The organism is Cohnella sp. GCM10012308, from assembly GCF_042649185.1.
In the GTDB taxonomy this organism is placed as follows: Bacteria; Bacillota; Bacilli; order Paenibacillales; family Paenibacillaceae; genus Cohnella.
The window spans coordinates 41,027-63,951 of the sequence record NZ_JBHRYU010000001.1 but is presented as its reverse complement, the minus strand read 5'-3'; the positions used below and the strand labels follow the sequence as shown (position 1 = coordinate 63,951).

The window sequence follows — 22,925 nt, the reverse complement described above, 5'->3', positions numbered from 1 at the left end:
AGTACGCATGGATCGATCTAAACGGCGACATAAACATGCGATCGCGGGCGTTCAGAATGTATATGGAGCACGTCGACGACCGGTACGCCTTCTCCCTGCCGGGCCGCAAAGCGGTTATTCTCCGCAGTGCCGGATTGTACGCTGGCGGTGCGGCCATATTCTCGCTGGACGGCCATGCCTATGTCATGCTTGGCGCGATCGGACTGACAGCCGTCCAAGAGAACGATCGCATCGTGCTCAGTACGCTTAAAGATGAGGAAGTCGCCGATGAATTGTAGGAGAGGGCTTCAGGCCGCCGTTCGTTCATACCTATTATTGGAGGTGTACCGATGATCCTGCAATCGTCGATGCTTACGGTCAAGCCAGGCATGGCAAGCGAATTCGAGAGCAGCTTTCGCAAATTCCAGGCGTTGTTAACCGGTACGCGAGGCTATCTGTCTCATGAGCTTCACAAATGCGTGGAACAGGAGGGCCGGTACATGCTGCTCGTCAAATGGCAGAACCTCGGCGACCACGCCGTCGGCTTCTTGAACGCGCCGGCCGGCGCGGAGTGGGCGTCGGCGCTGCAGGATTATTACGAGCGCGAGACGGAGACCGACCATTATATCCGCATACGTTTGGAGTAATCGTCTTCTATAAATAGTAGTTTTCAATACTTGAAAAAAAGTTGTCTTCCATGCATGACATGAAAAATAGCCGTTTCCAATACATGAAAAGAGGGAGAACATTGTCGCTGTCTGAAAACGATCGCATTGAAATTGCCCGCATCGAGGATCTGCCCGATATCGTCTCGATTTACAATTCGACCGTCGCGGGCAGGCAGGTGACGGCGGATCTGGAGCCGGTATCGGTCGAGAGCCGGATCGGTTGGTTCCAAGCGCATCGGCCGGACCGGCACCCGTTATGGGTATTGCGCAGAGAAGGGCGCGTCGCGGGTTGGCTGAGCTTCTCGGCTTATCATAGCAGGGCCGCATACGATGCGACGGCGGAGCTCAGCATTTACTTGGCGGAGTCCGCCCGAGGGCTGGGCCTCGGCGGCGTGCTGATCCGCCATGCGATCGCGGCCGCTCCGCCGCTCGGCATCAAGTCGCTTATCGGACTCGTATTCGGACACAACGAGCCGAGCCTTCGCCTGCTGAGCAAACATGGCTTCGAACAGTGGGGCCGGCTGCCTCGCGTCGCGGAGCTCGACGGCATCGAGCGGGATCTGGTCATCGTCGGGCTGCGCGTTTGGTGAAGTGGCTTGCGGCATTTGCGCGCCAGAATGGGGAGCGAAGCAGGCCGGCGCGTTGGGCCACTGACGCGGGGGCGTATTTTGAGCAATAACGGCAACCAGTGCCGCTAATGCCCCGAAGCGCCCCTGCCGGTGACCAATAACGGCATACTGTGCCGCTATTGCTTCGAAGCGCTGCCGCCGGTGACCAATAACGGCATACTGTGCCGCTAATGTCCTCAAGCGCCGCCGCCCGCGAGCAATAACGGCAACCAGTGCCGCTAATGCCCCGAAGCGCCCCTGCCGTTGAGCAATAACGGCATACTGTGCCGCTAATGCCTCAATTCTCCGCTGCCGGCAAGCAATAGCGGCAATCCGTGCCGATATTGCTCCGAGGCGCTGCCGCCGGCGAGCAATAATGGCATACTGTGCCGCTAATGCTCCGAAGCGCCGCAGCCGCGAGCAATAGCGGCAAGCTGTACCGCTAACTTGGGTGAGGCGAAAAGGGTATGGCACGTTGCGGCATGCTTAATCACGTCCATTCGAGCCGGCAAAACACCAACATGTTTTTTTATCTTTACCGTACATCCTCGTAACCGAGGATGTTTTTTTGTTTTTATCCGAAAATGCGTATTCAAAAACAAACAAAGATGATATAGTGAAAACAAAAGAAAACAAAACATTTATTCGGAGGTCTCATCTCATGGTTCAAAGCTTGTGGAATTCCTCGGAAGCATCGAAGCAAGAAAACGCGCTGGATCAGCTCGTGTACCGCTCCAACATCATCGGCGCCGATCGCCGCGTCTGCAACTGGGGCGGCGGCAATACGTCCGCGAAGACGATCGTGAAGGACTTCCGCGGCCGCGACGTCGAAGTAATGTACGTGAAGGGTAGCGGTTCCGACCTCGCGTCGATGAAGGCCGGCAACTTTACGGGCCTCCGCATGGAAGATATCCGCCCGCTGTTCGAGAAAGATGAGATGCCGGACGAAGAGATGGTCGCTTACCTCGTCAATTGCATGATCGACGTCAAGCACCCGCGCGCCTCGATCGAGACGCTGCTGCATGCGTTCCTGCCTTTCAAGCACGTCGACCACACGCATCCGGATTCGATCATCAGCCTGTGCTGCGCCGACAACGGCAAGGAGCTGGCGAAGGAAATTTTCGGCGACCGCTTCGTATGGGTTCCTTACATCCGTCCGGGCTTCAAGCTGTCCAAGATGATCGCTGAAGGCGTGCTAGCCAACCCGAACGCCGAGCTCGTCCTGATGGAAAAGCACGGACTGGTCACTTGGGGCGAGACGAGCGAGGAAGCTTACGCGCAGACGATCAAGATCATCAGCGAAGCCGAAGCGTTCATCGAAGCGCGCGTGAACGAAGCGACGCTGTTCGGCGGCGTTAAGCACGAGGCGCTGGCGGCCGACGTTCGCCGCAGCATCGCTGCGCAGGTCATGCCGACGATTCGAGGCGCCGTCTCCGACGCCAAGAAAATGATCCTGTCGTTCGACGACGCGGACGACGTGCTGGCATTCGTAGGCGGCGAGAGCTCGCCGAAGCTGTCCCAGGTCGGCGCCGCTTGTCCCGATCACCTCGTACACACGAAGGTCGTGCCGCTGTTCATCGACTGGACGCCGAACGCGGACGACGTCGAAAGCCTGAAGACGATCCTGAAGGAAAGCGTCGCGGCTTACAAGGAGCAGTACAAAGCCTACTTCGAGCGCAACAAAAACGAAGGCGACGTCATGTTCGAACCGGCGCCTCGCGTCATCCTTATCCCGGGCGTAGGCATGATCAACACCGGCAAGAGCTGGGCGATGTCCCAAGTAAGCGGCGCGCTCTACCACCGCGCAATCGCGGTTATGCGCGGCGCGACGGCGCTCGGCGAATTCGTTTCGCTCAGCGAGAACGAGTCGTATAACGTCGAGTACTGGCCGCTCGAGCTTTACAAGCTGACGCTGGCGCCGGCCGAAGCCGAATTCTCGCGCAAGGTGGCGTTCATCACCGGCGGCGCGGGCGGTATCGGCAGCGAGACGGCTCGCCGCCTCGTATCCGAAGGCGCGCACGTCGTGCTGGCCGACCTTAACCTCGAAGGCGCCGAGAAGATCGCGGCAGAGATCAACGCCCGCTACGGCGACAACCGCGCGATCGCGGTCAAGATGGACGTAACCAGCGAAGAAGCCGTTCAGGCCGCTTACGCGGCTACCGCGGTTGCCTACGGCGGCGTCGACATTATCGTCAACAACGCGGGTCTCGCGACCTCCAGCCCGTTCGAAGAGACGTCGCTGAAGGAATGGAACCTGAACATGAACGTGCTCGGCACCGGTTATTTCCTGGTCGCCCGCGAAGCGTTCAAGGTGATGAAGGCGCAAGCGGTCGGCGGCAGCATGGTGTTCATCGGCTCCAAAAACTCCGTCTACGCCGGTAAAAACGCCACCGCCTACAGCGCGGCCAAGGCGCTCGAAGCGCATCTGGCACGCTGTATCGCAGCCGAAGGCGGCGAGCACGGCATCCGCGTCAACACGATTCTGCCCGACGCGATCCTGCAAGGCTCCGCTATCTGGAACGGCAGCTGGCGCAACGAGCGCGCAGCGGCTTACGGCATCGAGCCCGACCAGCTCGAAGAGTACTACCGCAAGCGCACGACGCTGCTAGTCAACATCTACCCGCGCGACATCGCTGAAGGCGTAGCGTTCTTCGCTTCCTCCAAGGCCGAAAAGACGACGGGCTGCATGCTAACGATCGACGGCGGCGTTCCGGCCGCGTTTACGCGCTAATCGCCCGCTTGGCGGTTCAATAGCCGACGAAGGAGGATTCGCGCATGCCACAAGCGACTGGCGAAAAACGCTGGTTCATACCGGACGCCTACATTCCCGAGCACAGCGCAGGCCAGCTTACGAGCCACGAATCGGTATGCGTGCTGAACACGGCATCCGACGACGCGCTGCTCCAGTTCACCATTTATTTCGAGGACCGCGATCCGATCGAGGACATTCTGGTCGTCGTACCGGCGCGGCGCACGCGTCATATCCGCACATCCTCGCTGGCCAAGGACGGCAAGAGCATTCCGCCCGGCGTGCCGTACGCGATCGAAGTGCGCAGCGACATCAAGGTCATCGTGCAATACAGCCGGCTAGACGCGACCCAAGCGGAAAACGCGCTCATGTCGGTCATGGCTTTCCCTATTCACTAACTTTACGGATTCAATAACTTTAAAGCGATAGAAAGCCCGAGCGGCGCGGCGCACCACCCGCGTCGCTCGCCTGGCTTATACAAGGAGGAGAACCTTTTGCCATCCAACGAAACGACCAAGCAGTACGAAGCGGCCAAGGCCCAATATGCGGCCCATGGCATCGACGTCGACGCAGCGCTAGAGAAGCTGTCCGAGATCAAAATCTCCATGCACTGCTGGCAGGGCGACGACGTGCGCGGCTTCCTGAATCGCGACCAGGATCTGACGGGCGGCATCGCGGTCACGGGCAACTATCCGGGCGCGGCGCGTACGCCTGACGAGCTTCGTGCGGATCTGGAAAAAGCATTCTCGCTCATTCCGGGCAAGCACAAGGTGAACCTGCATGCCATCTACGCGGATACCGACGAAAAAGTGGATCTCGACGCGATCGAGCCCCGTCACTACGAGCGTTGGGTCGAGTGGGCGAAGGCGCAAGGCCTCGGACTCGATTTCAATCCGACCTGCTTCTCTCACGAGAATTCCAAAGACGGCTTCACGCTCAGCCATGCCGATCCGAAGGTCCGCGATTTTTGGATCGAGCACTGCAAGCGCTCCCGCCGCGTCGGCGCCTACTTCGGCGAGCAGCTTGGACAGACCTGCGTCACCAACGTATGGGTTCCGGACGGCTTTAAGGACAATCCGGTCGACCGTCTCGCGCCGCGCAAGCGTCTGAAGGATGCGCTCGACGAAGTTTTCGCGGAGGAACTGAACCCGGCGCACAACCTCGACGCCGTCGAGAGCAAGGTGTTCGGACTCGGCGCGGAAGCTTACACCGTCGGTTCGCATGAATTTTACATGGGCTACGGCCTGCAAAATAACAAGCTGATCTGCCTGGATGCCGGCCACTTCCATCCGACGGAGGTCATCTCCGGCAAGCTGTCTTCGCTGTCGCTGTTCGCCGAAGGCATGCTGCTGCACGTGAGCCGTCCGGTTCGCTGGGACAGCGACCACGTCGTCATTCTTGACGACGAGCTCTACGAGATCGGCAAAGAGCTCGTTCGCGGCGATCTGCTCGGCAAGACGCATATCGGCTTGGACTTCTTCGACGCCAGCATCAACCGCGTCGCGGCATGGGTCATCGGCACGCGCAACACGATCAAGGCGCTGCTTCAGGCGCTGCTCGAGCCGACGGACCTGCTGCGCAAGGCGGAACTCGCCGGCGACTATACGTCCCGTCTCGCGCTGACCGAGGAGTTCAAGACCTATCCGCTGGGCGCGATCTGGGACTACTACTGCGAATCGCAAGGCGTGCCGGTCCGCGAGCGTTGGCTCGAAGAAGTCAAATCGTACGAACGCGACGTCCTCGCCGCGCGCGGCTAAGCAAGGATAGATACTGGAGGTAGCTGAAGATGGCCGACATATTGGCTTACGATCTGGGAGCGAGCAGCGGCCGGGCGCTGCTCGGCAGGCTGAAAGACGGCCGGATCGAGACGGAGGAGCTGCACCGGTTCCCGAACGATCCGGTCCAGGTCGGCGGCAGGCTGCACTGGGACGTCCTCCGGCTGCTGCACGAGATGAAGCAGGCGCTTCTCAAGGCCAAACAGCGCGGCGTCGAGATCCAGAGCATCGGCATCGACTCCTGGGCCGTCGACTTCGGATTCGTCGGCGAGAGCGGCGAGCTGCTCGGCAATCCGTATCACTATCGGGACAATCATACGACAGGCATCATGCCCGCGCTTTTCGCGGAAATTCCCGAAGCCGAGCTGTTCGCCAAAACCGGCATCCAGTTTTTGCCGTTCAATTCGATCTTTCAGCTGTACGCGCTGAAGTCCGCCGGCAATCCGCTGCTGCGCGAAGCGAGGCGCTTCCTGATGATACCGGATCTGCTGCGTTACTTCCTGACGGGAGACATGCATGCCGAGTTCACCAACGCGACGACGACTCAGCTGTTCAACGCGACGACAAAAGATTGGGATCGGGAGCTGCTCGCGAAGCTCGGCATCCCTGCCGAATGGTTCGGTCCGGTGCTCGTTCCCGGCGATCGGGCAGGCGCGCTGAGCGAGGCGGTGACCGAGGAGCTCGGCTTGCCGGCGATCCCGGTCTATGCGGTCGCCGAGCACGACACGGGCTCGGCCGTCGTCGCAGTCCCTGCGCTCGACGAACATTTCGCCTATCTGAGCTGCGGAACCTGGTCTCTGATCGGCACGGAAGTGACCGAGCCTGTGCTCACGGACCGCGCGCGCGAATTGAACTTCACGAACGAAGGCGGCGCATACGGCACGTACAGACTGCTCAAGAACATCATGGGCTTGTGGATCGTCAACGAATCCCGCAGAGCTTGGGAGCGGCAAGGCGCCGTTTATTCGTTCCCCGAGCTGGTCGCGATGGCCGAAGAGGCGCCGGCTTTCGCTTCCTTTATCGATCCGGACGACGAGCTCTTTCTCCCGCCGGGCGACATGCCGGGACGAATCACCGAGTACTGCCGCCGCACCGGCCAGCAGCCGCCGGAAGGCGTCGGGCAGACGATGCGCTGCATTCTCGAGAGCCTCGCGCTCAAGTACCGGTACGCGCTCGAGCGGGTAGAGGAACTAAGCGGCGTGCGATATAGCGGTCTTCATATGGTAGGCGGCGGCATTCAGAATACGCTGCTATGCCGCTGGACCGCCTCCGCCATCGGCAAGCCGGTCTGGGCCGGTCCGGCCGAAGGCAGCGCGATCGGCAATCTCGCGGTCCAATGGATCGCGTCCGGCGAATTGGCTGACCTTAGGGAGGCGCGCCGGGTTATCCGCGATTCGTTCGACGTGGTGGCCTACGGTCCCGAGAATGCGGGTAGCTGGGAAGACGCTTACGGAAAATTCTTGCGGACGACGTCACTGTCGCAGTAGGATAGAAGAAAGGAGGACGCCGAATGCTCGTCGCGGAACGTTATGAAAAAATCGTAGAGCTCGTTAACGAACGCGGCAGCATCCGCGTGTCCGAGCTGTCCGAGCAATGCGGCGTCACCGAGGAGACGATCCGCCGCGATCTCGACCGGCTGGAGCAGGCCGGCCGGCTGCGGAGGTCGCACGGCGGCGCCGTGAGCGTCAAGGATCTGGACGTGCAGACGCAGCCCGAGACGCCATACTCCGAGCGGGAGATCATCCGCGCGGACGACAAGCGGCGCATCGCCATCGAGGCGATCAAGCTCATCTCGCCCAAGGACCGGATTCTGCTGGACGCGAGCTCCACGGCGTGGTACATGGCGCGCGAGATGCCGGATATTCCGCTCACCGTGCTGACCAACTCCATCAAGGTGGCGCTCGAGCTTTCCGGCAAGGAGAAGATCGAGGTCATTTCGACGGGGGGGCTGCTAGCGCGCAGGTCGCTGTCTTACGTCGGGCCGCTCGCCGAGCGCTCCCTCGACGCCTATCATGTCGACAAGCTGTTCCTGTCGTGCAAGGGCGTCCACCTCGAGCGGGGGATCAGCGAATCCAACGAGCTGCAGGCGCGCATCAAGCACAAGATGATCGGCATGGCCGACAGCGTACACGTGCTGGCCGATTCGAGCAAGTTCGGCGTGCAGGCGTTTACGCACGTATCTGACTTGTCCGAGGTGGACCGGATCGTCACCGACAGGCGCTTGCCGGGCGAGATCGTGCGCGAGCTGGAGTCCCGCGGCATTGCCGTAAGCATTGCCTGACGCTGCCCAAGCGGTCGATGCCGCATTCGTCCGATCGTCACATCCGGCGGCTTGCGTTCATATTGTGACAACAACGTGAAATGCAACCGTACGATCCATTGTCAATAAGGCTTTACAATCAATAACATGAATGAAGCAGTACGGTCATAGAATCCCGGCGCAGACTTGTCTGCGCTTTTCCCGTCATCGACTTGTCTGACAACCTGACATATCTTAATCGAAAACGCGAGGTGTCACGCTATGAAGGTCTCATTGTTCATCACCTGTCTCGGAGACGCCATCTATCCGCGCGTCGGCGAGGCGATGGTTCGGGTGCTCGCGCAGTACGGCGTGTCGCTCGAATTTCCAAGGCTTCAAACCTGCTGCGGCCAGCCTGCCTTCAACAGCGGCTACTGGCAGGAAGCGCGCGCGAGCGCCAAGACGATTCTCGACGCGTTCGAGGACAGCGACTTCGTGATCTCGCCGTCCGGCTCCTGCACGGGCATGATTCACCATTATCCGAAGCTGTTCGAGTCGGATCCGGTCCAGCTCGCGCGGGCGGAACGGCTGCGGGACAAGTCGTACGAATTTACCCAGTTTCTCGTCAACGTGCTGGGCGTGACGGACGTCGGCGCCAGCTTTCCGCACAAGGTGACCTATCATCCGTCCTGCCACGGCACGCGGCTGCTCGGCGTCAAGAACGAGCCGATGGCGCTCATGTCGAACGTCCGCGGTCTCGAGTTCGTGCCGCTGCCGTTTGCGGAGGACTGCTGCGGGTTCGGCGGCACGTTTGCGGTCAAGATGGCGGATATTTCCGGGGCGATGGTGTCCGAGAAGGTCGATCACGTGAAGGAGACCGATGCGGAGGTGCTGGTCGGGCTCGACATGGCCTGCCTCATGAACATCGCGGGCAACCTGCGTTATCGCGGCGAACAAGTGCGGGTCATGCACCTGGCAGAGGTGCTGGCGGAAGGAGCGGGTCTGGCATGAGCGCGCAAAAGGGAAGAGCGACGGTCAAAGAGCGGGCGGAGCTGGCGCTGAACGACGAGTTTCTCGTCAAGGCGGTCAAGTTCACGACCGAGCGGCTTCGCAACGGGAAAAAAAATGCTTCGGCGGAGCACGGGAATTGGGATGAGTGGCGGGAGCGGGGAAGGCAAATCCGGCTGCATACGATCGCCCATCTCGACTATTATTTGAATCTGTTCGTCGAGAACGCGCGGGCGAACGGCGTGCACGTGCACTTCGCCGACAAGGGCGAGGACGCGGTCGCCATCTCGATGGACATCGCGCAGCGCAAGGCGGCCAAAACAGTCGTGAAGTCCAAGTCGATGGTATCCGAGGAGCTGCATCTGAATCACGCGCTTGAGAAAATCGGCGTCGAGGCGATCGAGACCGACCTCGGCGAATACATCATTCAGTTGGCCGGCGAGATGCCCTCGCACATCGTCATTCCTGCCATTCACAAAAACCGCTACCAGATCGCAGACTTGCTATCCGAAGTGGCGGGAGAGAAGCTGGAGGCGGATACGACCGTGCTCGCGGGCTTCGTGCGCAAGAAGCTGCGCGAGAAGTTCCTCGAGGCGGACATCGGCATGACCGGCTGCAACTTCGCGATCGCGGAGACCGGCTCGATGGTGCTGTTCGAAAACGAAGGCAACGCGCGCATGGTCACGACTGTGCCGAAGACGCAAATTACGCTGATGGGCATGGAGCGGATCATTCCTTCGTTCGAGGATCTTGAAGTCATGGCGACGCTGCTGCCGCGCTCGGCGACCGGGCAGAAGCTGACGATGTACATGTCGGCGATCACCGGTCCCAAACGGACGGCAGACGCGGACGGTCCCGAGGAGATGCACATCATCATCGTCGACAACGGGCGTTCGCTGCAACTCGGGGATCCCGAGTTCCAGGAGCTGCTCAACTGCATCCGGTGCGGCGCCTGCCTCAATGCATGCCCGGTATACCGGCATATCGGCGGACACGCTTACGGGAGCACGTACAGCGGTCCGATCGGCGCGGTGCTCACGCCCGCTCTTAACAAAAACGTCTCCGAATGGGACGATATCGCCAATGCGTCGAGCTTGTGCGGCGCTTGCTACGAGGCTTGCCCGGTCAAAATTCCGCTGCACGAGATGCTCATCTACTTGCGGCGCCGCAAGGTGGAGACCGGCAACGGCAAGGCGGTCGAAACGGCCGGCATGAAGGGCTTCGCGGCGCTCACCGGCTCGAGCGCGGCGATGAAGGCCGCGCTTGCGATCGGCAAGATCGGCCAGCGGCTCGTCGTCCGAGGCGGCGAGATCCGCACCAAGCTAGGACCTCTGAAGGGCTGGAACAGCTACCGGGTAACGCCGAGCCTGCCGAGACGTTCCTTCCGCGATCGTTGGGAGAAGCTTAACCGGGAGGTCGACGCCGATCGCCCGCAGATGGCGCCGGATATGAAACGCAGAATGGAACAGATCGTCAAGGAGCGGGGAAAAGGAGGCAGCGGACATGGCGGACATTAAGCAGCAAGCCGGTATGGTCGGCGGAGAAGCTGAGCACGCAGCGTGGCTGGCGGAGATGGAGCGGGCGTCCCGGGCCAAGCAGGAATCGTTCATGAACGGCATTGCAGCCAGGCTTCGCCATCCGCGGATGACGTCGAGGCCGGTGCAGCCGGTGCGGGGCGCGCCGGATTTCTGGCGGGCGTTCGACTGGACGCCGGAGGAGCGCGTCGATCGCTTCGAGGCGAACTGGCGGAGCGTCGGCGGCCACACCGCGCGCGCGAAGGATCTGGCCGAAGCGGGCCGCTTTATCGCCGAGCGGGCGCAGGAGCTTAGCGCGCGCATCATCGTGCGGCAGGACCAGGCCGAGCTGGCAACGCTCGGCCTCGAAGCGTCCGTGCCGGAGGCCGAGGTGTCGGTCTGGAACGCGGATGACGACGTCGCCTGGAAAGCGCGGGCTGCCGAAGCGGATATCGGGGTCGTTATTGCCGATCAGGCGCTCGCCTATACGGGAACGGTCGTCGTGCGCTCGGCGGCGAACAAGGGCCGATCGGTCTCTTTGCTGCCGACCGTGCTGTTCATCTTGATTCCGGTCGAGCGGCTTGGCACCCGGCTCGGCGAAGCGCTCATCCCGATGGACGAGGGCGGGCGCGAAGCGCTGCCGGCAGGCGTCCATTTCATCACGGGGCCGAGCCGGTCCTCGGACATCGAGAACGATCTGACGATCGGCGTGCATGGTCCCGGCGTCGTCTATGCGGTAATCATCGGCTGAAGCGCAGCCGTTCAAGGAGGCGAGACCGATCGAAGCGAAGCGTCTGACCAAGCGCAACCATTATGAAGAGATCGCGATGCAGATCCGCCGCCAGATCGAGGACGGGCGGCTGAAGCCGGGCGACAAGCTCCCGTCGACGCGGGAGATCTCCGAGCAGTTCGGCGTGGGGCGGTCGACGACGCGCGAAGCGCTCAGCGCCCTGAAGGCGATGGGTCTCATCGACATCCGGCAGGGCGGCGGCTGCAGGGTCGCCGCCGCTCCGCCGCCCGGAACTTCGCCAATGGGCGCGGTCGGCGTCGAACCTCCCGAGCTCTCGTCTCTGCGAGACGATCGCAAAACGCTGCTCGAGCTGCTCGAGGTGCGGCAGACGCTGGAAGTGTCGATCGCCTCGATCGCCGCTGCCAAGCGAACGGCAGAGGATCTCGCCGAGCTGCGTGCGCTTCAGGTCGAGATGGAGGCCGCGATCGGCGACGACGTCGAGGGAGAGCGGACCGATCTCAAGTTTCATCTGCTGCTCGCCAAAGCGACGAAAAACGAGATCATGATCTCGCTATTCGCATCGATCACGGGTCAGATGGAGCGGGCGATCCGCGACATTCGCCGCGTCGAGCTGTACGCGAACCGCTCGGTCGCGCGCAGGCTGTTCGAAGAGCACTCGTCGATCCTTGACGCCGTTGCGGAGCAGGAGCCGCTCGCGGCATCGCTGCGCATGAACGAGCATCTCGCGCATGTGGAGCGGATGCTGCTGCGTCATTTGTGAGCAAGCCATACAGCTGTGCAACAAAAGCCAAACGCGATGGAGCAGAAGGTCTGCCGCTTCGTCGCGTTTGGCTTTTTTGTGAAGGTAGGACAGTGAATGCGTGGGCGGCCACTTGCGGAAGGCCAAGCGCATTTTCGGCGTACCGGAGTGTTGTGGAGGGGGTGGCGGGTAAAAACCTGCATCCGTACAGGTTTTTTCTGTCGGATCGCGACACTTGATGAAATGCCTGCAAATATGCAGGTAAATGCAACGTACAAGCCAAAAATCCGGCTGATGAAGGAAAATACCTGCGCTTTTGCATCTAATCTAGACAAGAGGGGCGAAGTCGGCAAAAAAAGATGTATATTTGCAGGCTTTGCGGCGAAATACGACGCTGACGGCGATATGCTGGCTCGTCGGAACGACGGTCGTTGGTGAGCTGGGCGAGACGGATAAGTCGCGCCGCTTTCTGCTTCATCCTGCTCACATGAACCGTCAACCGTCTATCCCAGCAAATATCCCAGCAGCTTCTCCCCCGCAAAAGCATAGACGGCCATCATCGGCAGCTTGCCAAGCGCCGTGCCGGCGATGTAAGGCAGCGGCCGGATGCCGGCTGCCGCCGCGTACAGGTTCACGAGCGGCTGCGGCAGGAGAGGCACGAGCCGGGCTGCAAAAACGAACCAGAACGGCCGCCTCCCCAGACGCTCGGCAAAAGCCTTCAGCTTCGGACTGCGAGACAGCCAGCCTTCGGCAGCGCCTGCGAGGAACAGGCGCGCGTAGAAGTACATGAGGACGGCCGCAACGGAGGCGCCGAACCAGCTGATGAGCGCGCCGCCCGGCGCGCCGTATGCGTAAGCGGCCATGGCGATAAATAATTTATAAGGAAGAATTGGAAAAAAAGCGAGCGCAACCGCCAGTATCAGCATGACCCATAATGAACCCGAACCGCGCTGCATGAGGGCGAGCAGCTCGTCCTTGTATATCCAAAATCCGCCTATGACAAGGCCATAAACGAAGATGGCCCATCCGATTTTTTTCATAGCTGCACCTTTCGCCGCCGAACCGCCGTTTGTTCTCCCGATTCGCGCCGTCCGCCGGTCATTTTTTCGCCGACAATCGCTCTCCTCAGACTACCGCATATCGCTATAATCCCGCAACCGCCGCCGATTGGGCAGACAAGCTGCCGCCAAGCTTACATCGGGCTTGCTTCATCTTCAGTTGACGCATATACTAATCCCGATATCAACGCCGGTTGGACCAACCATAGCCGTACAGACCGTAGAGGAGCAAGAGGCCGATGACCCTGCAAAAAGGACAAACGAATCTCCGCAAAATGAGACTTTTCGATACCGAAAACATACATTCCGGCGATGACCGCGACGAATACGAAAAGGATTACGCGCGGCTTATTCAATCCCCGTCGTTCCGGCGGCTGCAAGGCAAATCGCAAGTGTTCGGCGCGGGCAGCGGGGACTATTACCGGACGCGTCTGACGCATTCCATCGAAGTGTCGCAGATCGCGCGCGAGGTGGCCCGGCGACTGGGCAAGCAGTACGAGTTGCTTAGCAGAAGAGAGCACCCCGGGCTCATGCTCGATCCCGAGGTCGTCGAGGTGGCGGCGCTCGCGCACGATCTCGGCCATCCGCCGTTCGGCCACAAGGGCGAAGAGGTTCTGAACGACCTGCTGATGGAGGAGTTCGGACTGAAGTACGAGGGCAATGCGCAAAACTTCCGGATTCTGATGTTTCTGGAAAAACGGGCCGGCAGCGACAGCGGGCTAGACTTAAGCGCATCGGTGCTGCTCGGCATCAACAAGTATCCGTACAATCTCGACGAGCCCGGGCGGCTTAAAGGCGTCTACCATATGGAATGGGAGGGCATACGCTACCTCCGCGACCTGTGGGGCATGCCCGAAGGCTGCGCGACGCTCGAAGCCCAGCTTATGGACCTTTGCGACGATATCGCTTATTCGACGCATGACCTGGAGGACGGCATCCGCGCGGGCAAGATTCCGATGAGCCGGACGCTTTTCGAGGACGAACGCATCGTGGCGGCGCTCATTCAGGAGATCAACGACGATCCTGGCAACCACAGCATGAATTGGGAGCAGATCGATCTCCCCTCGATGGTTCGAACGGTGCTGAGCGGCTACCTCGAGCAATGGGAGCAAATTTACATCGATTGCGGTGGCGAGCCTTCGCGGGCGAGGCGCGAGATGAAGGCGCGCTGGGTGCGCAAGTTCGCGAACCAGGTCGGCATCATGGACGATCCGGCGAAGGGCTGGAAAAAGGTGACGTTCATTCGCGACGGCGCGCAGGACATCGAGCTGCTGCGGACGATGGAGATTCTGAAAAAGCTCGCTTGGGTTACGCTGATCAAGGATTTCCGCGTGCAACGGCTGCACAAACGCAGCGAGGTGATGATCCGCAGGCTGTGGAGCAGCTTCAAGGAATACGAGACCGGCAAGCTGATCATTCCGCCTGATTGGCACGAGAGCTTCGAGCTGCACAAGGGAAGCTGGCAATGGGAGCGGCTCGTGGCGGATTATTTGTCGGGCATGACGGACGCGTACGCGGAAAAAGTGTACGCCGAATTTTACGCCAGCCGTTCGGGATCGATCTACGAACGCGACTAATCTTGTCGCCGCACCGCTTGACCCTGACATTAATGGCAGGGTGTATGCTGGAGTAAGCCGGGAAGGAAGGAGGCGGACCAGGTGAAAATCGGCGAGCTGTCGCGCAGGACGGGAGCGAGCATCCGTTCGCTGCGTTATTATGAGGCGCAGGGCCTGATCACGCCGCTGCGCGAGTCGAACGGCTACCGCGAGTATTCGCCGCTGGCCGAGGAGCAGGTGCGCACGATCCGCTTTTACTTGCAGCTGGGGCTGACGACGGAGCAGATCGCGGGATTTCTGAGCTGCGTGCTCAGCAGGCCGGAGACGTTCTGCACACAAGTGCTGCCGGTATACGAGAGCAAGCTGTCGGACCTCGAGGCGCAGATTGCGCAGCTGAAGCGCATTCGCGATAACCTGGTCGACCGCATTTCTTCCTTCCGCGGCGAATCCGGGCAAGACGAAGGAGATGCGGCGCGAGATGAGAGAAGCGAGCGATATTGATTTTGAAAATGCGGTGAAGCCTGCGGGCGTGACGCTGGTGGACTTCGGGGCAACCTGGTGTCCGCCGTGCAAGGCGCTGCTGCCGATTATCGAGACGTTGGCGGAGGAATACGGAGAGCGCGTATCCGTCGTTAAGGTCGATACGGACGAGTCGCCCGAGACGGCCTCGACGTTCGGCGTGATGGCCAATCCGACCGTCATCTTGTTCAACGATGGCCAGCCGGTGGAGAAGCTCGTCGGTCTTCGCCCGATCGATGTGTACAGGACGGCATTGAACAAGTACGTCTGAAGCAGTTTGACTACGAGAAAGCCTTCAAGGCCGAGCGCATCGGCTTGAGGGCTTTTGGCGTTAGCGGGGATAAGGAGACGTACGGTCGCGCGCCACTGCCGCGCTTCGTGAGATCGGGAACCACGAGCAGACGGCAAATGGACGCGGCGGGATTGAGAGGTGCAGCGAGCGAGAGAAGCTTCGAAGTGCTGCCGATGGAAAGCACTTGAGGCGCGGCGAACGGGAGAAGCTTTGAAGTACTGCCGATGGAAAGCACTTGAGGAGAGAAGAGCGGAAGAAGTCTCGAAGTACTGCCGATAGAAAGCACTTGAGGTGAGGCAAGGAGAAGAAGCTTCGAAGTGCTGCCGATGGAAAGCATATTTGTTGCAGCAGCTGCACTGTTTCAATGGGGGAGTGCTCATATGTAACCGAAATTCATCTTACGGTCGATAAAGCATCCTCTTGACATACCCTACGGGGGTATATAATATTTATATTAACAACCAACCGAGGAGGAATCACCGTGAATGCAACTTTAAAAGTAGAAGGCATGTCCTGCGGACACTGCGTCAATAGCGTGGAGGGCGCGCTTAAGCAATTGGGCGCGGAGGCGAAGGTCGATCTGGCGGCCGGATCGGTAGCCGTGAGCTACGATGAGAGCAAGCTTGGTCTCGCGGATATTAAGACGGCGATCGAAGATCAAGGCTACGAGGTTGTTTGAGAAGTAACAAGCGATTCCCTGCGAAGGAGCCATCTGACGATGGCCCCTTTTTTGCGTTAGAGATGCGATGGCGCGGCGACGTTCAGAATCTGCCGCCCAATTGCTGTTCGGCGATTTGCACGAGCCGTTTTGTGATGTTGCCGCCGATCTGGCCGGCTTCGCGCGTCAACATATTGCCGTAGTAGCCGTCCTGCGGAATATGGATGCCCAGCTCTTGCGCGATCTCGAACTTCAATTGCTCGAGCGCGGCGCGGCATTCAGGGACGACGAGTTGGTTGCTTCTGGCCATGTCTATCACCTCCGTTGATGGAGGTTATTATATCGATTGGCAGTTCCTTCTATGCAGGCGTTAATGGCTATTAAGGATACGAATTGTTTCACGTGAAGCAACATTTTATGTCATTAATCGACTTGCGATGACGTTTAACGTCATTAGTTATTCGGATTTCGTTCGTTCATGAAGTGAGCGGGCGGGAATCCCGTCAGTTTTTTGAATATTCTGTGGAAATAAGACAAGTCCCGATAACCGAGATATTCGGATATCTCGCCGGCCGTAAGCAGCGATTCTTTAAGCATATAAACAGCCGTTTTGATCCGCACCGCATGCGCGTATTCGCTGATCGTCTGGCCCGTCGAACGCTTGAACAGCGCCGCCGCGTGATTGGGCGTGCGGCCGATCGCAGCGCCGAGCTCGTCCTTCGTAATTTTTTCCCGGTAGTGGCCGGCGATATAAGCCTTCATCCGTTCGGTAAGCAGCAGAGACGAAGGGCTCGGCGGTTCTTTTTGCAGCTCTCGGCTCCAAACGGCGGCCAGCTCGAGCAATATCGCTTCGCAGCGAACGGCGGCATACGGCGCGCCCTCCTGCCATTCGCCATGCATCGTACGAAGACGGTCGGACATCCATTCGAACGGCGCGTATTTTGCGATCCGGGCGATGCCGTCGTCGAGCAGCGGGAGACCTGTGGGGTTCGCGCGCGGGGACAACAGGGCGACATATTTTTCGTGAAATGCAGTGGCGGCCTTATCCGCTTCGCAGGACGCTCCCGCGGGAACGTATATAACGTCGCCTTTCGTTGCGGCTAAAGGCATGTCGCCTATTCGGATGTGGAGCTTGCCGTACGTGACGACGGCCAATAAGTCGTGAGGTTCAAAGTCGTCGTTCGCGATCGAGCCCCCCTGCCCCCTGTCAAGCCGGAAGTCGATGATGCGGATGCCCGGCATCTCTAAACTCCTTTCCGATCATGCAATAATTCGTTAATCATACTATGATTCATATCCATCGGGCAATTCAAAGTCTAATATAGAAGGATAATGTCGAAACAGGCGATGAAGAGAGGAAGAGCAACTTGAGAAAAACGAAAATCGTATGTACGATGGGACCGTCCTGCGACTCTACGGAGACGCTGAAAAGAATGATCGGAGCGGGCATGAACGTCGCGCGTCTGAATATGGCGCACGGCGAGCTTGCCGACCACAGCGGCCGGATCGTGCGCATCCGCGAAGCGGCGGCAGAGATGAACGCGCTCGTGCCCGTTCTGATGGACATCAAGGGACCCGAAGTCCGGATCGGCAAGCTGGCCGAGCCCGGCGAGCTGAAGGCCGGCGATACGCTCGCGCTGACGACGGAGATCGTCGTGGGCGATTTGAAGCGCATTTCGGTCAACTATAGCGAACTGCCGCTCGTCGTGAAGCCGGGCAACCGGATTCTGATCGACGACGGCCTGATCGAACTGACCGTAACGGACGTGACGAATACCGAGGTCATTACGCGCGTCGTGAACGGCGGGGTCATCAAGTCCAACAAGGGCGTTAACCTGCCCGGCATCAAGACGACGCTGCCAGGCGTGACCGAGCGCGATATTATGCATATCAAGTACGGCGTCGGAGAAAACATCGACATCATCGCGCCTTCGTTCGTGCGCCGCGCCGAGGACATCCTGCAAATTCGCGGCTTGCTCGAGGAGCTTGGCGCGACGCATATTCAGATCATCTCGAAAATCGAAAACGAAGAAGGCGTCGAAAACCTCGATGCCATCATCGAAGTGTCAGACGGCATCATGGTCGCCCGCGGCGATCTCGGCGTCGAGATTCCCGTCGAAGAGGTGCCGATGATCCAGCGCCAGATGATCGAGAAGTGCAACCGCGCGGGCAAGCCGGTCATCGTAGCGACGCACATGCTGGACTCGATGCAGGTCAATCCCCGCCCGACGCGCGCCGAGGTCAGCGACGTCGCCAACGCGGTCATTCAGGGCGCGGACTCGGTCATGCTGTCCGGAGAGTCCGCCGCCGGCAAGTATCCGGTCGAGTCGGTCGCGACGATGTCGAATATCGCGCTCAAGGCCGAGTCGATGCTCGATTACAAGGAAGAGTTTTTGCAGCGGGCCAAGGTTCAGCCGCAAGCGACGACGGAGGTTATCAGCCAGGCGGTCGTCAGCTCGGCGCTCGAGCTGAACGCAAAGGCGATCCTCACGCCGACGGAGAGCGGATTTACGGCGCGCATGGTGTCCAAGTACCGTCCGAAGGCGCCGGTCGTCGCGATCGCATACGACGACAAGACACTGATGCGTCTATGTCTGTTGTGGGGCGTCGTCCCCGTCAAGGGAACGAAGGAACAATCGACCGACGAAGTCATCTCCGCTGCGGTGCGGCACGGCCGCGCAAGCGGATTGATCGCTTCGGGCGACCATGTCGTCATCACGGCGGGCACGCCGATCGGCAAGTCGGGCGCGACCAATCTGATCAAGATCGAGCAGGTTGTTTAAGGTCATTAAATTAAAGCGTCGATCAAGGCGCGCAAAACGGGATCCGGCGGACGAAAATCCGCAGGGTCCCGTTTTGCGATCTGATGGCAGCTTTTTCTGATGGCAGCTATTAATGAAGCCGGACCGTTCTTTCATTATGGATATTTAAGCCGGTATGTTACAATCGGCACCAACGGCACGGCGCCGGGCATTCGACTACGACGAAGGCGAGGGAAGCAAAATGAACTTTCGGATCGAACGGGACTTTCTCGGAGAAAAAGAAGTTCCGATCGACGCGTATTACGGCATTCAAACGATGCGGGCTGTCGAGAATTTTCCGATTACCGGTATCCCCGTGCATCATGAGCTGTTCATCGCTTTGGCGCACGTAAAGAAGGCGGCCGCCCGCGCGAACGCGTCCACCCACATGCTGACGCAGCCCATCGCGGACGCCATCGTGCAGGCTGCGGACGAAATTATTCTCGGCGGTCTGGCAGACCAGTTCATCGTCGATTCGATTCAGGGCGGCGCGGGCACTTCGATTAATATGAACATGAACGAGGTGCTTGCGAACCGGGCGCTCGAGCTGATGGGCAAGGAGAAGGGCGATTACTTTTACTGCAGCCCGAACAATCACGTCAACATGTCCCAGTCGACCAACGATGCGATCCCGACTGCGCTCAAGATCGCGGCTTACTTGCAGGCGCATCGTTTGCTCGAGACGCTGGAGGCGCTGCAACGCGGCTTTGAGAGCAAGGCTTCGCAGTGGGACGGCATCATTAAGATGGGTCGCACCCACCTCCAGGATGCCGTTCCGATCCGGCTCGGCCAGGAATTCGGCGCCTATGCGGCCGTACTCGGACGAGACGTCAAGCGCATCGCCAGCGCGACCGGGCATCTGCTATCTGTGAATATGGGCGCGACGGCCGTCGGTACGGGCCTTAACGCCAAGCCTGAATACATAAAAGAGGTCGTGCGGTTGATGGCGGAGGACTTGGGCATCGCCCTTGAATCCGCGGACAATCTCGTAGACGCGACGCAGAACACGGACGCCTACACGGAGTTGTCCGCAGCGCTTAAGGTGTGCGCGGTCAATTTATCCAAAATTTGCAATGATATTCGCCTCATGGCTTCAGGCCCGCGCGCGGGGCTCGGCGAACTTGTGCTCCCGCCGAGACAGCCCGGCTCGTCGATCATGCCCGGCAAGGTCAACCCGGTCATGGCAGAAGTCGTGAACCAGACCGCCTTCCAGGTGATCGGCAACGACCATACGATTTGCCTGGCTTCGGAAGCAGGTCAATTCGAGCTCAACGTCATGGGGCCGGTCATCGCGCTCAACCTGCTGCAGTCGCTGCGCATTCTTCGCAACGCCGTCGACGTGTTCATCCAATTCGCGCTGGACGGCATGGAGGCCAATCTGGAGCGCTGCGCGACGTACGTGCGGGACAGCTTCGGCATCGTGACCGCGCTTAATCCGCATCTCGGGTACGAAGTTGCGGCGGGCCTGGTCAAGGAAGCGCTCAAATCCGGGCAGCCGATTCGCGACATCATTTTGGAGCGCGCGCTGCTGACGCCCGAAGAGATCGATATCATTCTCGATCCGTACCAGATGACTTCGCCGGGCATATCCGGGGAATGGCTGATCGGCAAAAACGGGGATCTGTAGCGGAGAGCCGCGGTGTCCGAGGGGCGATATATAAAAGATTTGAAACCCATGGGAGGGGAACGCAAAATGAATTTGAAAAAAAGAACGCTGGGCCGCACGGGAATGCAAGTGACGCCGATCGGATACGGATCCATGGAACTGCGCGGCGACCGCGTATGGAGCGGACGGCCGGTAGAGGACGCGGAGGCGGGGCGCGTGCTGAACGAAGTGCTGGACCAAGGCATCAATTTTATCGATACGGCTTATTCTTACGGCATCGCGGAGGAACTGATCGGCAAGCATCTTGCCCATCGGCGCGACGAATTTTTGCTCGCGACCAAATGCGGCCGGGAAGTGATCGATCGCGGAGACCATGTCGACACGCCTCATTGCTGGGATCGGCGGTTTTTGGCGGAGAGCTTCGACGAGAGCCTGCGGCGGATGAAAACGGACTACGTGGACCTGCTGCAGCTCCACGGTCCGATGCCTGAAGACGCGGAGCGCGAATCGCTCGTCGCGTTTTTGCAAGGCCTCAAGCAGGCGGGCAAGGTGCGATGGATCGGCATTTCCAGCTTTTTGCCGGCCGTTCCGCATTTTATCCGCGCCGGCGAGTTCGATACGATCCAGATGCCGTACTCGGCGTTGGAGCGGGCGCACGAGGCGCTGATATCCGAGGCTGCCGCGCAAGGCGCCGGCATCATCGTGCGGGGCGGCGTCGGCAGAGGAGAGCCGGGCGCGGGACTCGGCCAGCAGGACCAATGGGCGTTCTGGGACCGCGCGCGCATGGGCGAGCTGCTCGAGGAAGGCGAGAGCCGGACCGGATTTATGCTGCGCTTCACGCTCAGTCATCCTGACGTTTCGACGATTATCATCGGGACGAAAAATCCGGCGCATCTTCGCGAGAACGTCGCGCAGGCGGGCAGGGGAACGCTGCCGCAGGATGTATACGAAGAGGCGAAGCGCAGACTGTCCGAGGCCGGTTCCGTCGTTGCGGAAGCCTGATTTGCCGCTCCTTCTGCGCATTTAGGATTACACAGCACGCCTAGGGGGTAAGAAAGGAGCATAGCTATCCATTCTGCCACCTGGGAGTGATAAAATATGAATCAAACGAATCGCGTGCTGATCGTCGTGACGAACGGCAAACAGCTGGACGGCGGACCGCTCGCCGGCGTGTGGTGGTCGGAAGTCGCGGAGCCGATCGAGGAATTCGCCGCGCGGGGCTATGAAGTGACGATCGCGAGTCCCAAAGGAGGCGAAGCTCTTGTCGATCCGGCGAGCATGAAGGACGCAGGCGACAAAGCGGAGCATTCATATAAAAAGTGGCTGTCGGACACGATGCCGCTGCGCAAAGCGAAAACGCAGGATTACGAGGCGATTTTTCTCGCCGGCGGCCATGGCGCCATGTTCGATTTTCCGCACGACGTCCATTTGCAAAATCTGCTGACGGACTTCGTTACGGCCGGCAAGCCGATCGGCGCCGTCTGCCACGGCGTCGCCGGACTGGTCGGCGCGAAGCTGGACACGAGCAATCCGCTCGTAGAAAACAAGCGACTGACCGGGTTCACCAACTCGGAGGAAGAAAAGACGCCGCTTCAGAGCAAGCTGCCTTTCCTGCTCGAAACGAAGCTGAAAGCGCTTGAGGCGAAATTCGTCGCGGGTCCGGACAACGCCGAGCATATCGAGATCGACGGCGGTCTCGTGACAGGACAAAATCCGGCTTCCTCCAGGGCTGCGGCGAAGGCTGTAGCCGATCTGATCGTCGCCGAAAAGCCGCTGGAGCACCGTCAAGGCCGCGTACCGGGAGGTGTGGCCCGATGAACGGATTAAACGAAAAGCAGCTAACCAAGCTCAAGGATCTCCTGCTCGCCGAAAAGTCCGAAATCGACCTTCACTTTGCGCGGGAGGCGAATGACGGCGTGACATCGATAACCGACGATACAGGCGAGTTGTCGTCCTACGACAATCATCCCGCGGATCTCGGCACGGAGACGTTCGAGCGGGAGCGTGATGCCGCCATTGACCAGCGTTATTTCGAACGCAGGGACGAGGTCGAGCGCGCGCTCTCCAAGATCGAGGACGGAACCTACGGTCTGTGCGAGATCAGCGGGGAGCCGATCGGGTACGAGCGGCTCGAAGCGATGCCTGCCGCCCGTTACAGCATCGCGCACGTGCCGAGCGAGGAAAACGCGCCAGGCGAGTATCGGCCGGTGGAGGAAGACGTCATGACGAAGCCGCCTGCCGGCGCAGGCGAGCATCGCCAGCGCCAGGCCGGACGCTTCGACGACGCGGACGCCTGGAAGACGCTGGAGGAATACGGCAACGCCTCGGATACGCAGGCGACCGGCGTCGAGACGAATCAGGAGCGTTAACCGGAATGCGCAGAACGCGCGCCAACACGGCGGATG

24 protein-coding genes are annotated in these 22,925 nt (G+C 60.0%); 21 read left to right on the top strand and 3 right to left on the bottom strand.

The features are described 5' to 3' along the window. Positions 1 to 35 precede the first annotated feature (35 nt). The 12 genes from ACFOTD_RS00300 (at position 36) to ACFOTD_RS00245 (ending at position 12,051) form a co-directional block, all read left to right on the top strand. Positions 36 to 278: a hypothetical protein gene (locus ACFOTD_RS00300; protein WP_378114703.1), complete on the top strand. Its 243-nt coding sequence runs from the start codon at positions 36 to 38 to the stop codon at positions 276 to 278. Positions 279 to 329: 51 nt separating this feature from the next. Continuing rightward, a complete protein-coding gene (locus tag ACFOTD_RS00295) occupies positions 330 to 626 on the top strand; it encodes an antibiotic biosynthesis monooxygenase family protein (protein WP_378114702.1) in 297 nt (98 codons plus the stop codon). Positions 627 to 727: 101 nt separating this feature from the next. Next, complete coding sequence (locus tag ACFOTD_RS00290; RefSeq protein ID WP_378114701.1) at positions 728 to 1,237, top strand: GNAT family N-acetyltransferase; 510 nt, start codon at positions 728 to 730, stop codon at positions 1,235 to 1,237. A gap of 679 nt (positions 1,238 to 1,916) precedes the next feature. After that, positions 1,917 to 3,986 (top strand): bifunctional aldolase/short-chain dehydrogenase, encoded by a 2,070-nt coding sequence (locus ACFOTD_RS00285; protein WP_378114700.1) that lies wholly within the window; start codon positions 1,917 to 1,919, stop codon positions 3,984 to 3,986. Positions 3,987 to 4,030: 44 nt separating this feature from the next. Further along, a complete protein-coding gene (locus ACFOTD_RS00280) occupies positions 4,031 to 4,402 on the top strand; it encodes a sensory rhodopsin transducer (RefSeq protein WP_282908988.1) in 372 nt (123 codons plus the stop codon). Between the two features lie 96 nt (positions 4,403 to 4,498). After that, positions 4,499 to 5,761, top strand: coding sequence for an L-rhamnose isomerase (gene rhaA, locus ACFOTD_RS00275; RefSeq protein ID WP_378114699.1), 1,263 nt, complete (start codon positions 4,499 to 4,501; stop codon positions 5,759 to 5,761). Between the two features lie 29 nt (positions 5,762 to 5,790). Continuing rightward, positions 5,791 to 7,266 (top strand): rhamnulokinase, encoded by a 1,476-nt coding sequence (locus ACFOTD_RS00270; RefSeq protein WP_378114698.1) that lies wholly within the window; start codon positions 5,791 to 5,793, stop codon positions 7,264 to 7,266. 23 nt (positions 7,267 to 7,289) lie between these two features. Then, positions 7,290 to 8,060 (top strand): DeoR/GlpR family DNA-binding transcription regulator, encoded by a 771-nt coding sequence (locus ACFOTD_RS00265; protein WP_378114697.1) that lies wholly within the window; start codon positions 7,290 to 7,292, stop codon positions 8,058 to 8,060. A gap of 240 nt (positions 8,061 to 8,300) precedes the next feature. Further along, entirely contained in the window at positions 8,301 to 9,029 is a 729-nt protein-coding gene (locus ACFOTD_RS00260; RefSeq protein ID WP_378114696.1) for a (Fe-S)-binding protein, read from the top strand. Beyond that, a complete protein-coding gene (locus ACFOTD_RS00255) occupies positions 9,026 to 10,543 on the top strand; it encodes a LutB/LldF family L-lactate oxidation iron-sulfur protein (RefSeq protein ID WP_378114695.1) in 1,518 nt (505 codons plus the stop codon). The genes ACFOTD_RS00260 and ACFOTD_RS00255 overlap by 4 nt, the downstream gene beginning before the upstream one ends. After that, positions 10,530 to 11,291 carry a LutC/YkgG family protein gene (locus ACFOTD_RS00250; protein ID WP_378114694.1) on the top strand — a complete coding sequence of 254 codons (762 nt, stop codon included), beginning with the start codon at positions 10,530 to 10,532 and terminating at the stop codon, positions 11,289 to 11,291. The genes ACFOTD_RS00255 and ACFOTD_RS00250 overlap by 14 nt, the downstream gene beginning before the upstream one ends. A gap of 28 nt (positions 11,292 to 11,319) precedes the next feature. Next, entirely contained in the window at positions 11,320 to 12,051 is a 732-nt protein-coding gene (locus tag ACFOTD_RS00245) for a FadR/GntR family transcriptional regulator (RefSeq protein WP_378115669.1), read from the top strand. 482 nt (positions 12,052 to 12,533) lie between these two features. On the opposite strand, the gene ACFOTD_RS00240 is transcribed toward ACFOTD_RS00245, so the two are convergent. Then, positions 12,534 to 13,070 (bottom strand): TVP38/TMEM64 family protein, encoded by a 537-nt coding sequence (locus ACFOTD_RS00240; RefSeq protein WP_378114693.1) that lies wholly within the window; start codon positions 13,068 to 13,070, stop codon positions 12,534 to 12,536. Positions 13,071 to 13,327: 257 nt separating this feature from the next. On the opposite strand from ACFOTD_RS00240, the gene ACFOTD_RS00235 reads away from it, so the two are divergent. The 4 genes from ACFOTD_RS00235 to ACFOTD_RS00220 all read left to right on the top strand — a co-directional run bounded on the left by ACFOTD_RS00235 (position 13,328) and on the right by ACFOTD_RS00220 (position 16,134). Beyond that, positions 13,328 to 14,665 carry a deoxyguanosinetriphosphate triphosphohydrolase family protein gene (locus ACFOTD_RS00235; RefSeq protein WP_378114692.1) on the top strand — a complete coding sequence of 446 codons (1,338 nt, stop codon included), beginning with the start codon at positions 13,328 to 13,330 and terminating at the stop codon, positions 14,663 to 14,665. Between the two features lie 81 nt (positions 14,666 to 14,746). Then, the gene (locus ACFOTD_RS00230) at positions 14,747 to 15,145 is read left to right on the top strand and encodes a MerR family transcriptional regulator (protein WP_378114691.1); all 399 of its coding nucleotides are present in this window, start codon (positions 14,747 to 14,749) and stop codon (positions 15,143 to 15,145) included. Continuing rightward, positions 15,123 to 15,434 (top strand): thioredoxin family protein, encoded by a 312-nt coding sequence (locus ACFOTD_RS00225; RefSeq protein ID WP_378114690.1) that lies wholly within the window; start codon positions 15,123 to 15,125, stop codon positions 15,432 to 15,434. The genes ACFOTD_RS00230 and ACFOTD_RS00225 overlap by 23 nt, the downstream gene beginning before the upstream one ends. 502 nt (positions 15,435 to 15,936) lie before the next feature. Beyond that, positions 15,937 to 16,134 carry a cation transporter gene (locus ACFOTD_RS00220; protein ID WP_378114689.1) on the top strand — a complete coding sequence of 66 codons (198 nt, stop codon included), beginning with the start codon at positions 15,937 to 15,939 and terminating at the stop codon, positions 16,132 to 16,134. A gap of 82 nt (positions 16,135 to 16,216) precedes the next feature. On the opposite strand, the gene ACFOTD_RS00215 is transcribed toward ACFOTD_RS00220, so the two are convergent. Both ACFOTD_RS00215 and ACFOTD_RS00210 read right to left on the bottom strand, forming a co-directional pair. Further along, positions 16,217 to 16,423, bottom strand: coding sequence for an alpha/beta-type small acid-soluble spore protein (locus ACFOTD_RS00215; RefSeq protein ID WP_378114688.1), 207 nt, complete (start codon positions 16,421 to 16,423; stop codon positions 16,217 to 16,219). Between the two features lie 143 nt (positions 16,424 to 16,566). Continuing rightward, positions 16,567 to 17,355, bottom strand: coding sequence for an AraC family transcriptional regulator (locus ACFOTD_RS00210; protein WP_378114687.1), 789 nt, complete (start codon positions 17,353 to 17,355; stop codon positions 16,567 to 16,569). 125 nt (positions 17,356 to 17,480) lie between these two features. Here ACFOTD_RS00210 and pyk point away from each other — a divergent pair, with 125 nt between their 5' ends. From pyk to ACFOTD_RS00185, 5 genes are all read left to right on the top strand, one after another. Further along, positions 17,481 to 18,896, top strand: a complete 1,416-nt coding sequence (gene pyk / locus ACFOTD_RS00205) for a pyruvate kinase (RefSeq protein ID WP_378114686.1) — start codon at positions 17,481 to 17,483, stop codon at positions 18,894 to 18,896. A 220-nt stretch (positions 18,897 to 19,116) separates the two neighbouring features. Beyond that, positions 19,117 to 20,541: an aspartate ammonia-lyase gene (aspA, locus tag ACFOTD_RS00200; RefSeq protein WP_378114685.1), complete on the top strand. Its 1,425-nt coding sequence runs from the start codon at positions 19,117 to 19,119 to the stop codon at positions 20,539 to 20,541. A 66-nt stretch (positions 20,542 to 20,607) separates the two neighbouring features. Further along, positions 20,608 to 21,522 carry an aldo/keto reductase gene (locus ACFOTD_RS00195; RefSeq protein WP_378114684.1) on the top strand — a complete coding sequence of 305 codons (915 nt, stop codon included), beginning with the start codon at positions 20,608 to 20,610 and terminating at the stop codon, positions 21,520 to 21,522. 96 nt (positions 21,523 to 21,618) lie between these two features. Next, positions 21,619 to 22,338, top strand: a complete 720-nt coding sequence (locus ACFOTD_RS00190; protein ID WP_378114683.1) for a type 1 glutamine amidotransferase domain-containing protein — start codon at positions 21,619 to 21,621, stop codon at positions 22,336 to 22,338. Beyond that, positions 22,335 to 22,889: a TraR/DksA C4-type zinc finger protein gene (locus tag ACFOTD_RS00185; protein WP_378114682.1), complete on the top strand. Its 555-nt coding sequence runs from the start codon at positions 22,335 to 22,337 to the stop codon at positions 22,887 to 22,889. The genes ACFOTD_RS00190 and ACFOTD_RS00185 overlap by 4 nt, the downstream gene beginning before the upstream one ends. Positions 22,890 to 22,925 lie beyond the last annotated feature (36 nt).